General features: G+C 67.8%; 14 protein-coding genes and 1 tRNA gene. 10 read left to right on the top strand and 5 right to left on the bottom strand.

Going from position 1 to position 12,761, the window contains the following annotated elements; all coding sequences use genetic code 11:
• Positions 1–174: 174 nt before the first annotated feature.
• The 10 genes from ruvB to queC all read left to right on the top strand — a co-directional run bounded on the left by ruvB (position 175) and on the right by queC (position 8,175).
• Positions 175–1,215 carry a Holliday junction branch migration DNA helicase RuvB gene (gene ruvB / locus BMW54_RS10505; RefSeq protein WP_090055192.1) on the top strand — a complete coding sequence of 347 codons (1,041 nt, stop codon included), beginning with the start codon at positions 175–177 and terminating at the stop codon, positions 1,213–1,215.
• The gene (ybgC, locus tag BMW54_RS10500; protein ID WP_090055190.1) at positions 1,212–1,619 is read left to right on the top strand and encodes a tol-pal system-associated acyl-CoA thioesterase; all 408 of its coding nucleotides are present in this window, start codon (positions 1,212–1,214) and stop codon (positions 1,617–1,619) included. The genes ruvB and ybgC overlap by 4 nt, the downstream gene beginning before the upstream one ends.
• Positions 1,620–1,648: 29 nt before the next feature.
• Positions 1,649–2,332, top strand: coding sequence for a protein TolQ (gene tolQ, locus BMW54_RS10495; RefSeq protein WP_090055189.1), 684 nt, complete (start codon positions 1,649–1,651; stop codon positions 2,330–2,332).
• Between the two features lie 7 nt (positions 2,333–2,339).
• The gene (gene tolR, locus BMW54_RS10490) at positions 2,340–2,792 is read left to right on the top strand and encodes a protein TolR (RefSeq protein ID WP_089977708.1); all 453 of its coding nucleotides are present in this window, start codon (positions 2,340–2,342) and stop codon (positions 2,790–2,792) included.
• Complete coding sequence (locus BMW54_RS10485) at positions 2,779–3,723, top strand: cell envelope integrity TolA family protein (protein ID WP_090055187.1); 945 nt, start codon at positions 2,779–2,781, stop codon at positions 3,721–3,723. Before tolR ends, BMW54_RS10485 begins: the two co-directional genes overlap by 14 nt.
• Before the next feature lie 125 nt (positions 3,724–3,848).
• Positions 3,849–5,165, top strand: coding sequence for a Tol-Pal system beta propeller repeat protein TolB (gene tolB / locus BMW54_RS10480; RefSeq protein ID WP_254779203.1), 1,317 nt, complete (start codon positions 3,849–3,851; stop codon positions 5,163–5,165).
• A 243-nt stretch (positions 5,166–5,408) separates the two neighbouring features.
• Positions 5,409–5,918 carry a peptidoglycan-associated lipoprotein Pal gene (gene pal / locus BMW54_RS10475; protein WP_090055184.1) on the top strand — a complete coding sequence of 170 codons (510 nt, stop codon included), beginning with the start codon at positions 5,409–5,411 and terminating at the stop codon, positions 5,916–5,918.
• 3 nt (positions 5,919–5,921) lie between these two features.
• The gene (ybgF, locus tag BMW54_RS10470) at positions 5,922–6,773 is read left to right on the top strand and encodes a tol-pal system protein YbgF (protein WP_175472825.1); all 852 of its coding nucleotides are present in this window, start codon (positions 5,922–5,924) and stop codon (positions 6,771–6,773) included.
• Positions 6,774–6,777: 4 nt separating this feature from the next.
• Positions 6,778–7,470, top strand: a complete 693-nt coding sequence (gene queE, locus BMW54_RS10465; RefSeq protein WP_090055183.1) for a 7-carboxy-7-deazaguanine synthase QueE — start codon at positions 6,778–6,780, stop codon at positions 7,468–7,470.
• A gap of 21 nt (positions 7,471–7,491) precedes the next feature.
• Positions 7,492–8,175 carry a 7-cyano-7-deazaguanine synthase QueC gene (gene queC, locus BMW54_RS10460; protein ID WP_090055181.1) on the top strand — a complete coding sequence of 228 codons (684 nt, stop codon included), beginning with the start codon at positions 7,492–7,494 and terminating at the stop codon, positions 8,173–8,175.
• A 70-nt stretch (positions 8,176–8,245) separates the two neighbouring features.
• Here queC and BMW54_RS10455 read toward each other — a convergent pair.
• The 5 genes from BMW54_RS10455 to BMW54_RS10435 form a co-directional block, all read right to left on the bottom strand.
• A tRNA-Lys gene (locus tag BMW54_RS10455) sits at positions 8,246–8,321 on the bottom strand.
• 64 nt (positions 8,322–8,385) lie between these two features.
• Positions 8,386–9,330, bottom strand: a complete 945-nt coding sequence (locus tag BMW54_RS10450; RefSeq protein ID WP_090055179.1) for a DedA family protein/thiosulfate sulfurtransferase GlpE — start codon at positions 9,328–9,330, stop codon at positions 8,386–8,388.
• 79 nt (positions 9,331–9,409) lie between these two features.
• Positions 9,410–10,756 carry a sensor histidine kinase gene (locus BMW54_RS10445; protein WP_090055177.1) on the bottom strand — a complete coding sequence of 449 codons (1,347 nt, stop codon included), beginning with the start codon at positions 10,754–10,756 and terminating at the stop codon, positions 9,410–9,412.
• Between the two features lie 144 nt (positions 10,757–10,900).
• Positions 10,901–11,932, bottom strand: coding sequence for a phosphate/phosphite/phosphonate ABC transporter substrate-binding protein (phnD, locus tag BMW54_RS10440; protein WP_090055175.1), 1,032 nt, complete (start codon positions 11,930–11,932; stop codon positions 10,901–10,903).
• A gap of 91 nt (positions 11,933–12,023) precedes the next feature.
• Entirely contained in the window at positions 12,024–12,707 is a 684-nt protein-coding gene (locus BMW54_RS10435; protein WP_090055173.1) for a LuxR C-terminal-related transcriptional regulator, read from the bottom strand.
• Positions 12,708–12,761 lie beyond the last annotated feature (54 nt).

Genomic DNA, 12,761 nt, shown 5'->3' with positions numbered 1-12,761 from the left:
GGCGGAAAGGATGTCGCGAGCGGTTATCCACACGCGGTGTGGATACGCCCTGCATAACCGTGTGGACAAGTCCGCTTCGCACTTGGGCGTCAACGGCTTGCGTTGTGCTGGTCATTCGGTGACCAGGGCGCGGGACGGCCGCGTCACGGGCCGCAGACCTGCCATAATGCGCGCATGTCCGAGCACCGCATCATTTCTTCCGCCGCCGCCATGGACGACGAGGCGCTGGAAGCGAGCATCCGTCCGAAGAGGCTTGCCGAGTACCTCGGGCAGCGGACGGTGCGCGAGCAGATGGCCATCTATATCGAGGCCGCCCGCCGTCGCGGCGGGGCGCTGGACCATACGCTGATCTTCGGGCCGCCCGGCCTCGGCAAGACGACGCTTTCCCACGTGATCGCCAACGAGCTCGGGGTGAGCGTCCGCTCCACGTCGGGTCCGGTGCTCGAGCGCGCCGGCGATCTCGCCGCGCTGCTGACGAACCTCGAGGCCAACGACGTCCTCTTCGTCGACGAGATCCACCGCCTTTCGCCCGTGGTGGAAGAGGTGCTCTACCCGGCGATGGAAGACTTCCAGATCGACATCATGATCGGCGAGGGCCCCGCGGCCCGCTCGATCAAGCTGGACCTGCCGCCCTTCACGTTGATCGGCGCGACCACCCGTGCCGGCCTGCTCACGGGCCCGCTGCGCGACCGCTTCGGCATCATCCAGCGGCTGGAGTTCTACAGCGTGGACGAGCTGACCGCGATCGTCCGCCGCGCGGCGCGCATCTTCGGCATCGAATGCGAGCTCGAAGGGGCGGTGGAAATCGCCCGCCGCTCGCGCGGCACCCCGCGTATCGCCAACCGCCTGCTGCGCCGCGTGCGGGACTTCGCCGAGGTCCGGGGCGACGGCCGCATCACGCACGAGCTGGCGCGCGCCGCGACCGACATGCTCAAGGTGGATGCCGAGGGTTTCGACGACCTGGACCGCCGCCTGCTCGGCACGATCATCCGCAATTTCGACGGTGGCCCGGTCGGCGTCGAATCGCTCGCCGCCGCGCTCAGCGAGGACCGCGGCACGCTCGAGGACGTCGTGGAGCCCTACCTGATCCAGCAGGGGTACCTGATCCGGACCGCCCGCGGCCGCATGGCCTCGGCCAAGGCCTGGCGACACCTGGGGCTCAATCCGCCGCCGCGCCAGAACGCCACCCCGGACCTGTTTTCGGACGAGGCATGAGCGTCTTCCGCTGGCCCGTGCGCATCTACTGGGAAGACACCGACGCGGGCGGGGTGGTCTACCACGCCAACTACGTGCGTTTCATGGAGCGCGCCAGGACGGAGTGGCTGCGGGCGCAGGGCATCGACCAGCTGGCCCTGCGGCGGACGACCGGCCTGGGCTTCGTGGTGCGCGACATGCACCTCGATTTCCTGCGGCCGGCCCGTCTGGATGATGAACTCCAGGTCAGCGTGGTCGTCAAAGAACGCCGTTCAGCCAGTATGCTGTTCGATCAGGAGATCGTGCGAGGGGACGAATCGCTGGTGCGCGCCACGGTGCGCGCGGCCTGTGTGAACCTCGATACGATGCGCCCGGCCCAGATCCCCGCGGATCTGTTCCCAGAAGATTTTTCCTTTACCCGATAGCCAGATACCCGGCGGAGAGCCTGCAAGCGATGAACGGTGGACTGAACATTTTCAAGCTGGTCGCGGAAGCGAGCCTGCCGGTACAACTGGTGATGCTCCTCCTGCTGGTGTTCTCGTTCCTGTCGTGGGTGATCATCATCCGCAAGTACAGCCAGCTGAAGACGGCCCACGACAACGCCGAGACCTTCGAAGACCGCTTCTGGTCGGGCGCCGACCTTGCCGCCCTGTTCCGGGAAGTGGGCAACCGCGACGGCCAGCACGGCATCGAGAACGTGTTCGAGGCCGGCTTCCGCGAGTTCGCGCGCCAGCGCCAGCGCCGCGTGACCGACGCCAACCGCGTCATCGAGGGCTCCGAGCGCGCCATGCGCGTGGCCGGCACCCGCGAGATCGGCAAGCTGGAGCAGAACCTCGAATTCCTCGCCAACGTCGGTTCGATCAGTCCGTACGTCGGTCTGTTCGGTACGGTCTGGGGCATCATGGGCGCTTTCCAGGGCCTGGGCGAGATGAAGGACGTGACGATCTCGGTCGTGGCCCCGCACATCTCCGAGGCTCTGATCGCCACGGCCATGGGTCTGTTCGCCGCCATTCCGGCCGTCTGGGCTTACAACCGCTACGCCAACAAGGTCGAGCGCATCGCGTCGCGCTACGAGGTGTTCCAGGAAGAGTTCTCCTCGGTCCTGCAGCGCCAGATCCACTCCGACGAAGTGGCCTGAGCCCCACATGGCCACGCGTAACGTCTACCGCCGGCACAAGCGGAAGCTGAAGTCCGAGATCAACGTCGTGCCGTACATCGACGTGATGCTCGTGCTGCTGATCATCTTCATGGTCACCACGCCCATGATGAATCTCGGCGTCGACATCCAGCTGCCGCAGACCAAGGCCAAGTCCCTCCAGGACAAGAAAGACCCCGTCGTCGTGTCCGTCGACGAGGCGGGCCAGATCTACCTCACCGCCAATGGCGCCAAGCGCGAGCCGGTGAGCGCGGACGAGTTCAGGACGAAGATCACGGCGTTCCACAACGCCAACCCGGAGCTCCAGGTGCTCGTGGCGGGCGACCAGCGCGTCGGCTACGGCAAGGTCTATTCGATCCTCCCGATCCTCCAGGAAGCGGGCGTCTCCAAGATCGGCCTGATGAGCCAGCCGGAGTCGGGCGCGCAGAATGGAAAACCGTAACGGCACACCCCGCGCGGTCGTCCTCGCCGCGCTCCTGCACGTCGCGATCGTGGCCTTCCTGGGCCTCGCCGTCATCCCGTGCTCGGATTACGAGAAATGGGCCGAAGCGCTCGGCCTGCCGGCGGAGTGGAACCCGCTGAAGTGTCCCGCGCCGCTCGAACTGCCCGGCCAGATCATCGAAGCGACGCTCGTGGGCCCGACCGGCAGCCCGCCGCCGAAGGCCACCAAGGTCAAGCCGACGCCGGATACCACGCCGCCGCCGCCCGTGGTGCCGACGCCGCCTCCGCCGCAGCCCGAGAAGCCGAAGGTCGAGACCCTGCCGCCGCCGCCGAAGCAGCCGGACCTCAAGGACCAGGAAGAAGTCGTCGACGACGCGGTCCAGAAGGCCGAGGACGCCAAGCGCCTGCAGGAGGAGAAGCAGCGCCAGCGCCAGGCCGAGCTCGACGCCCAGGCCGAGCAGAAGAAGAAAGAGAAGCAGAAGGAAATCGACGACATCTTCAAGCAGCTCGACGCGGCGAAGGCGCAGACCAAGAAGGCCGACACCACGAAGAAGCAGGCCGAGCAGCAATTGAAGGACCTGCAGAACGCCAAGGACGACGGCCTGCCGGACCTGCCGCCGGCCGACCAGAAGCAGTCGGGCACCAACGGCCGCGACACCGGAAAGCTGGGGCAGTACCTGGCCGCGATCCAGAACTCGGTGACGAGCAACTGGCTGCGTCCGGACAACATGCCCAACGCCTCCTGCCAGGTGCATATCGTCCAGGTGCCGGGCGGCCAGGTGCTGAGCGCCAAGGTCGACTCCAGCTGCCCGTACGATGCCGCCGGCCGGGCGTCGATCGAAAACGCCGTGCTGCGAGCCCAGCCGTTGCCCTACCAGGGCTTCGAGGACGTCTTCCAGCGCAACCTCACCTTCACGTTCAGGCCGCAATGATGGTGCGCGTCCCGCCCCGGGCTCATGCCGGGGCGGGGCGGTTCATAGACCGGTCACGCACGAAGCGACCGTCGCGCTAACATTTCGCCGCCGTCCCACATCTTCAGGTCGCAATGAACCAGCCCATGCGCAGAATGCTTTCCCGACTCGCCATCCTCGTCGTCGCGCTGACCGGCTTCGTGGCCGGCCCCGCCGCCGCCCAGTCGCTCAACGTGGACATCGTCGGCGGCCTGAAGACGGCGACCCCGATCGCGGTCGTTCCGTTCGCCCAGGCCGGCGGCGCGCCGCTGCCGACCGACGTCGCGGACGTCATCCGCAACGACTTCAACCGCTCGGGCAAGTTCCGCTCGCTCGACAAGGCGGACATCGTCGAGACCCCGTCGCAGGGCTCGGACATCAAGTTCGCCACCTGGCGTCTGCTCAAGCAGGATTTCCTCACCATCGGCCGCATCAGCGACGCCGGCGGCGGCATGCTCAAGGTCGACTACGAGCTGTGGGACGTGAACAAGCAGCAGAGCCTGCTGGCGCAGTCGTTCACCGCCCCGGCGGGCGACCTGCGTGGCGTCGCCCACCAGATCGCCGACCAGATCTACGAAAAGATCACCGGCGTCCGTGGCGCGTTCTGGACCCGCATCGCGTACATCACCGCGGTCGGCGTCGGCAACAACACCACCTATTCGCTCATCGTGGCCGACTCCGATGGCTTCAATCCGCAGGTCGTGGCCCGCTCGCGCGAGTCGCTGCTGGGTCCGGCCTGGTCGCCCGACGGCAGCAAGATCGCCTACGTCTCGTTCGAGAGCGGCAACTCGGCGGTCTACGTGCAGAACATCAACACCGGTTCGCGTAGCCTGATCGCCTCGCACCCGCGCGGCATCAACAGCGCCCCGGCCTGGTCGCCGGACGGCAGCAAGCTCGCCGTGAGCCTGTCGTACGTCGGCAACCCCGAGATCTTCGTCATCGACGTGGGCAGCCGCGCCGAAACCCGCCTGACCAACAACTTCGCGATCGACACCGAACCGACCTTCACCCCGGACGGCCAGAGCATCATCTTCACCTCCGATCGCTCGGGTAAGCCGCAGCTCTACCAGATGTCCGCATCGGGTGGCGCGGCCCAGCGCCTGACCTTCCAGGGTGGCTTCAACGCCAGCGCGTCGGTGAGCTACGACGGCAAGCAGATTGCGATGGTGCAGGGCAACGGGAACGTGTATCGTATCGCCATCATGGACCGTAGTCTGGGTGGGCAGGTGCGCTTCGTTTCCCCGGGTAACGTGGACGATTCGCCCAGCTTCGCGCCCAATGCCAGCATGCTGCTCTATGCGGCGTCGCAGGGTACGCGAGGCGTCCTGTATGCGGTTTCGGCAGACGGTCTGGTGCGCCAGCGTCTCGTCCTCTCGGACGGCGACGTGCGCGAACCGTCCTGGGGACCCTATCGACAGCGCTGATGGCGCGCCCTCGCGGGCGGCGACATAAGCAAAGTCCAGGGAGGGGCGCGGCGTGGCCGCGCCTTTTCTGCGGACGGAGTTCCATCGGCGGTCGCCCCCTGGGCGGCCGTCGGTACGAAAGACGACGGGTGCGGGACAGCACCCGTCGGCGTAGATGTAAGTAGAAAAACAGCCGGACAACCGGCGGTGCCTGTCCCGAAACGAAAACCGACTGTCGGAACTCAACTGTTGAAGGAACGTCCCATGAATAAGACCGTTACCGTCACCCTGGCTGCCCTGCTCTGCGTTGGCGCGGCCGCGTGCTCCAAGAAGAACACCAAGCCAGCTCCGATGCCGGAGCAGCAGCCGGTCGCCCAGACCCAGGCCCCGACCAGCGATGGCAAGTACCAGCCGTCCGATCTCGACACCGACGCTTGCCTGCGTCAGCGCGTCGTCTACTTCGACTTCGACAAGAACGACGTCAAGCCGGAGTTCCAGCAGATCATCGCTTGCCACGCCAAGTACCTGCAGGACCGTCCGCAGTCGGCGATGACCCTCGAGGGCAACACCGACGAGCGCGGCACGCGCGAGTACAACCTGGGCCTCGGCGAGCGCCGTGGCAATGCCGTCTCCAGCGCCCTCCAGGCCGCTGGCGGTTCGGCTGCGCAGGTCAACGTGACCAGCTATGGCAAGGAAAAGCCGGTGTGCCGCGAGCACAACGAAGACTGCTGGGCCAAGAACCGTCGCGTTGAGATCGTCTACACCGCGAAGTAAGTAATGAAGAAGACACTGGCTACCAGTTACATGGCCAGGCTTGGCGTGGCGGGCGCATTCGCGTCCGCCACGCTTTTTGCCGTCGTGGCCCATGCCCAGGACTCCCGCCTCAGCCTCGCCGACCGCGTGTCGCGGCTCGAGCAGCAGTCGCAGGCGCAGGCCGGCACGACGTCGCTGGTCAACCAGGTCAACGATCTCCAGCAGCAGGTGTCGCAGCTGCAGGGGCAGATCGAAGAGCTGCAGCACCAGAACCAGCAACTCCAGGATTCCCAGAAGGCGCAGTACGCGGATCTCGATTCGCGCCTGGGTCGTCTCGAAAAGGGCGGTGCCGCCTCCGCGCAGCCCGCGCCCTCGGCCACGACGCCGTCGGCTCCGCCTCCGGCGGCCGTCGCCGCCACCCCGGCCGCCCAGGCCACGCAGGCTTCCGCCGCGGCGCCTCAGAGCGCGCCGTCGCAGCCGGCCAGCGCCGACCAGCAGGCCGCCTACGACGCGGCGTTCAAGTCGCTGCGCGCCGGCGATTACGTCACGGCCTCGCGCGGTTTCCGCGACTTCCTGGTGAAGTACCCGGACAGCCCGCTCGCGCCCAACGCCTATTACTGGCTGGGCGAGTCGTACTACGTGACCATGAACTACCCGGTCGCGATCGAAGCGTTCCAGCGCCTCGTCAAGCAGTACCCGCAGAGCGACAAGGTCTCCGACGGCCTGCTCAAGGTGGGCTACTGCCAGATCGAACTGAAGCAGCAGGACGCCGCCGTGGCGACCCTGAAGCAGGTCACCGCCAAGTATCCGGGCACCAAGGCCGCGGGTCTCGCACAGGAACGCCTGCGCCGCCTGCAGCGCCAGACGGCCAACTGACGTCATGACCGGCAACACCGCAACTCCGGCGGACGTCTCGCCGGCATCGCCCGTCGCGGAACGCCTGCGCATCACCGAAATCTTCCACTCCGTGCAGGGCGAGGCCGACGCGATCGGCTGGCCCACGGTCTTCGTCCGCCTCACCGGCTGCCCGCTGCGCTGCGTGTGGTGCGATACCGAGTACTCGTTCCACGGTGGCCAGTGGCACGACATCGACGCGATCCTCGCCGAGGTCGCCAGCCACGGCGCGCGGCACGTCTGCGTGACCGGCGGCGAGCCGCTGTCGCAGAAGCGCTGCCTGATCCTGCTGCGCAAGCTGTGCGATGCCGGGTACGAGGTGTCGCTCGAAACCTCGGGCGCCCTCGACGTCTCCGCCGTCGATCCGCGCGTGCGCAAGGTGATGGACCTCAAGGCGCCGGATTCCGGCGAGAGCGCCCGCAATCGCTGGGCGAACCTCGACCACCTGCTGCCGCACGACCAGGTGAAGTTCGTGATCGCCAGCCGCGCCGACTTCGAATGGTCGCGCGACGTCGTGGCCGAGCACGCGCTCGACCGCAAGGTGATGGTGCTGTTTTCTCCCGTGTGGTCGAAGGTCCAGCCGCGCGAGCTCGCCGAATGGATCCTCGCCGAACGCCTGCCGGTACGTTTTCAGTTGCAGCTGCACAAGCTGCTGTGGAACGACGCCGCGGGCCACTGATTCGAATCAGGTAACGACGTCATGAATGCTCCGAACGCTCCCCGCAAGGCCGTGATCCTGGTGTCCGGCGGCATGGATTCCGCGGTCACGATCGCGATGGCCCGCGAGCAGGGCTTCGAGGTGTATGCGCTGAGCGTCGCCTATGGCCAGCGCCACAGTTCCGAGCTCGAGGCGTCGGAGCGTGTGTCGAACCTGCTTGGCGCGGTCGTGCACAAGACGGTGCACGTCGACCTGCGCAGTATCGGCGGCTCGGCGCTCACGGCGGACATCGATGTGCCGGAGGAAGGCGGCGACGGCATCCCCGTCACCTACGTACCCGCCCGCAACACGATCATGCTGTCGATCGCGCTGGGCTGGGCCGAAGTGCTCGGCTCGACGGACATCTTCTGCGGCGTCAACGCTGTCGACTACTCCGGTTATCCCGATTGCCGTCCCGCGTTCATCGAGGCCTTCGAGGCGCTGGCGAACGTCGCGACGAAGGCGGGCGTCGAAGGCGCTGGCATCCGCATCCACGCACCCCTGATGCAGATGGGCAAGGGCGACATCGTGCGCGAGGGCATGCGCCTCGGTGTGGATTTCGCGGAAACCGTGAGCTGCTACCAGGCCGATGCGCAGGGCCGCGCCTGCGGACACTGCGACGCCTGTCGCCTGCGCGCCGAAGGCTTCGCCAAGGCCGGTGTGCCGGATCCGACGCGTTACGTGTGATTCGCCGTGCCGTGGATACCGGCGTGCGCCGGTATGGCGTATCGGGAGCGCATGGCGCGCAAGAAGCGAATGGTGGGTCGTGCCGGATTCGAACCGGCGACCTACGGATTAAAAGTCCGCTGCTCTACCAACTGAGCTAACGACCCACACGCGGGAACCGGCAAGTTTACGAGGCGGCGGCCGACGGCACAACCCGAGCGGGTGCCGCGTTCAGGTGGCGACGACGATCGCCTCGACATCGCCACCCGCTTCGCGCCACGCGCCAAGACCCCCCGTGAGAGGGCGCACGTTGGCGAATCCAAGCTTGCTCAGCCGCTCGGCGACCTTGGCCGCGGAGACTTCGTTGGGGCACGAGCAATAGATGACCACGGAGCTGTGACGGGGCAGGGTGGCCAGTTCGACGTCCGCGGTCGCGAGATCGAACAGCTTCGATCCGGGAATGACGAACGGGTCGTCGCGCCGGCTCATCGCCGAGCGCACGTCGACGATCAGCGCGCCGGGCTCGCTGGCGAGCAGCATCGACAGTTCGTCCACCGAGATCCGCGTCTTGCGCAGGCGCATGATCAGCACCGTGCGGCGCACGTAGCGGAACACGATCCACAGCGCCAGCGCGATGAGTCCCGCGGCGGCGAGGCCGATGCCGAACTGGCGCAGGATCGCGAGCACCGCGTCGATCTGCCGGTAGAACAGCATGCCGGCGGACAGGCCCACGGAAATCCACAACGCCGCGCCGAGGAGGTCGTAGACGGTGAAGCGCGAGAACCGCGTGTCGCTGGCGCCCGCGATCGGAATGGCGACCAATGAGAGCCCCGGTATGAAGCGCGACACCAGCAGGAGCTTGACGCCGCGCTTCTCGAAGAAACCGCTCGCCCGGCGCACGCAGGTGTCCGGCGAGAGCGAGATGCGGCAGAGCCCGTCCAGCACGCGGTAACCGAAGCGACGCCCCGTCAGGAACCAGGCGGCGTCGCCCAGGAACGCGCCGGCGAGGGCGGCGACGAACGTGCCGATGATGAGCAGCGGATCGCGCGCGGCGACCAGCGTGCTGCCGACGACGATGAGCGTCGGCATCGCGGGCACGGGCAGCCCGACGGCGCCCGCGAACACGCCGACGAACGCCACGATGGGCGCGGTGTCCGACCAGTTGATGCTCGCCACGCCCGCGTTCCTCGAAAAGGTTCTTCAGGTAGCAATCCGCGAACGATACGCCGGTCCGCGGTCGGCGGACAGAGGCCGGTCAGATCGCCGGGTGACGGCTCAGCGCGGCGGCCGTGCGGGCGGACGCGCCGATCGCCATGGCATCGAATTCCGCCCAGAACAGGCTGCCGCGCCCCGGGCTCGAGCGCACCCCGATGCGACCCCCGAGCGTGTCGGCGATGCGCCGCGCGACGGCCAGTCCGAGCCCGTATCCTGGATGGCCGGGGAGTCGGGTGAACTCTTCGAACACGCGCGTTTCCAGGCCGGGCTCGAGACCCATGCCGTTGTCGCGCACCTCGAGCCGGATCGCGTCGCCGCGTCGACGGAGCGCCACCAGCACGCGGCCGTGCGGCGTGCTCAGCACCGCGTTGGCGACCAGTCGATGGAGCAGTTCGCCGAACAACGTGGGATCGGTCCGGATCGGCAGGCGGCCGCCGCGCCAGCGGACGTCCACGCCGAGGCGCGCCGCGTCGGCCTCGATGCCCGCGCGGCCGCGCACGAAGAGATCGGACGCGATGAGGTCGACCGTGGCGGGTTCCACGGCCCCGGCGTCGAAGCGCGCCATCTCCAGCAGGCCGTCCAGCAGTTCGCCAAGCCGGGTGAGGCTGCTGCGCATCTGCCCGAGCACCGCGCGCTGGCGCAGGTCCTCGCCGGGCTGCATCCCGGCGACGAACAGGGAAAGCGCCTGAAGCGGCTGTCGGAAGTGGTCCCCGACCTGTTCCACGAAGCGCGTATGCCGCGCGATGTCCTGCAGGCGCTGGCGCAGGGCATCGGCGAGGGCGGCATCGTGCCGCGCACGGAGCTCGACGAGCTCGTCGAGCAGCGCGTCGATCTGGTGCCACTCGTCGGCGTCCGGCGCGACGTGCGTGCCGCGCGGATGCAGGAAACGGTCGATGCGGCTGCGGACGCGCTCCACGGGCGCGACCACCTCCCGCTCGATCGCACGCCGCGCGAACGCGAAGACGATCATGACGCCGGCGCATAACAGCAACGTCATGAGCAACCCGGCAACGCGACGTTCGTGTGCCGCGCTGCCGTCGCTTACCGTTTCCAGGTTGCCCTTGCTGGTGTTCACGAGCAGACGCAGCGCGCGCGCCTCGTCGAAACGGCGGCCGCTGTCCACGACGAGATCCGGGGCGTCGTCGCGGTGCAGGATCGCAAGCCGCGTCGACGGGCTGCGCGAGAGCGCGCTAGCCAGCGCGTTGCGCAGCGCGTCGTCGCCGCTCCATCCCTCGAGGGACGAACCGATACGCATGGACTGGATGCGCGCCACGGCCTGCGATTCGGCATCGATCGCGCGCATGTGCTGCACACCGAGCATGATCGACAGCGCGAGCGCGACGACGACCATCGGCAGCAGTCCCTTGAGGACGAGCTGCCGTCGCAACGATGCTGGCCTTCCTGGCGTTGGCGGCGACGCGGTCATGAGGCGGCCTTCTGGCACGAAGCTTCATGACGAATCTATGAAACGCGCGTTCGTCGCGCGATAGACAAGGGGAGCTAACCTTGCCGGCCTATGCCTTTCGGTCTATCACTTGTCGCGGAGCCGCGCGATGAGCGCGTCGTGATCGATGCGGATCTTGCGGAATCGCGCGTCGCGCGCGCCGTCGCTGACCCACTGCGCCGACTCGGCGCGGCGTTTTTCCAGGGCGTATTCGATATCGGCGAAAGGCACGAGCTCCGCGTTGCCGGCCGGCGCGAAGCCGCTGATGTCGTGGATGAGCTTCAGGTTCGCCTCTTCGCGCGCACCGTCCTTGCCCTTGCCGTAGCCCGTGATGAAGGCGGCCACCTGTTCGCGCAGCGCGGGAGGCAGGTCGTTGCGGATGACGATCACCGCGTGCGGAATCAGGGACGATTTCCACAGCACGCGCAGCCGCGCGTACTGGTCCGGGAAGTGCTGCCGGAAGCGCTCCAGGTCGGCCGAGTTGTTCGTCGCGACGTCCACCTCGCCGTTGGCGACGGCCAGCGCGTTGTTCTGGTGGTTGTCGATGTGCACGCTGGCGAAGAACGTGTCCGAATCCAGCCCGCGTGCCGCGAACAGCTGGGTTTCCGGCACCAGGTAGCCCGAAACGGAGAGTGCCTCGCCGCGCGCGAAGCGCCACTTGCCGGGCCGCGCCAGCAACTGGTCGACGGTGCGGATGCGCGAATCGGTCGCCGTGAGCAGCACGGCGTAGTAGCCGCGGGAGCCGTCGCCGCGCGTCAGCCGGCCGATCACCTGCATGTTCTGCCGGGTGACGGCGTCGAGCGCGAGGCGTCCCGAGAGGAACGCGATGTCCACGCGCTGCTCGCTGATCGCCTGCGCGATGCCTTCGTAGGTGGTCACGGAGATGGCACGGATGGGGCGACCCAGTGCCTTGTGCAGGTCGTCCAGCATCGGCCGCCACGCGTCCAGCGATTCGGCGGGACCGCCGATGGGGAGGATGCCGAAGGTCAGTGGCGCATCGGGATCGACGCTGCCCGCCGAGGTGCCCATCGCGGGCATCTGGAACAGCACGCAGGCGAACCACGCGGCAAGCCAGCCGCGCAGCCACAACCTCGCCGCACCGTTCACGCCTGATCGCATCGCGCCTGCCCCGCGTCGTGTCCGCGTACTTCGCGATCCGTGCGTCCCCCGACCCGCATCCAGGCCGGCGGTATGGTTCCGGTGCCGGTCGTCAGTCGCCCAGGTGCTGGGCGGCGACCAGCGCCTCGAGGCGGTTGCGCACGTGGAGCGCGCGGAAGATCGCCGCGAGATGAATCTTGACGGTGCCCTCGCTGATGCCGAGCTCGCGTGCGATCAACTTGTTCGGGCGGCCCTTGGCCAGCAGCTTGAGCACGTCGATCTGGCGCTCGGTGAGCACGGTGGCCAGGCGCTCCTTCGTCGTCAGTCCGTCGCCGTTGGAAGCGAACGCCGGCGCCATCGTCGGTACCGAGGCGGATTTCATCGCTTCGGGCGGCACGTAGATGCCGCCGCCGACGACGAGCCGTACGGCGTTGAGGATGACGTCGGGAGGCGACGACTTCGGTATGTAGCCCTGGACGCCGAGATCGAGCACATGGCGAATGGCCGAGGGGTCTTCGGTGCCCGAGAGCACGATGACCGGCCGCGCCCGCGACGAGCCATCGTCGCCCGGGTCCTTCAGCGCCGCCACGGCATGCTCGATGTGTTTGACGCCATCGGCGCCGGGCATGGCCATGTCGATCAGCGCGACCTCGGGAAGCGGCTGGGTCGCGAGCACGCGTTCCAGCTGCGCCACGGTTTCGGCCTCGACGAAAACGACGTCGTCGCCCAGCTCGCGAAGCTTGAGCTTCACGCCTTCGATGATGAGCCGATGATCGTCCGCGATCAGGACACGCATGCCTTCCCTCCGCCCGCGTGGACCGCGAGCCACCCCGTTGACCGGGACCATAGC

Origin of the sequence: Luteibacter sp. 329MFSha (assembly GCF_900111665.1) — a bacterium.
Classification (GTDB): Bacteria; Pseudomonadota; Gammaproteobacteria; order Xanthomonadales; family Rhodanobacteraceae; genus Luteibacter.
This window is presented reverse-complemented; position numbering and strand designations above follow the sequence as displayed.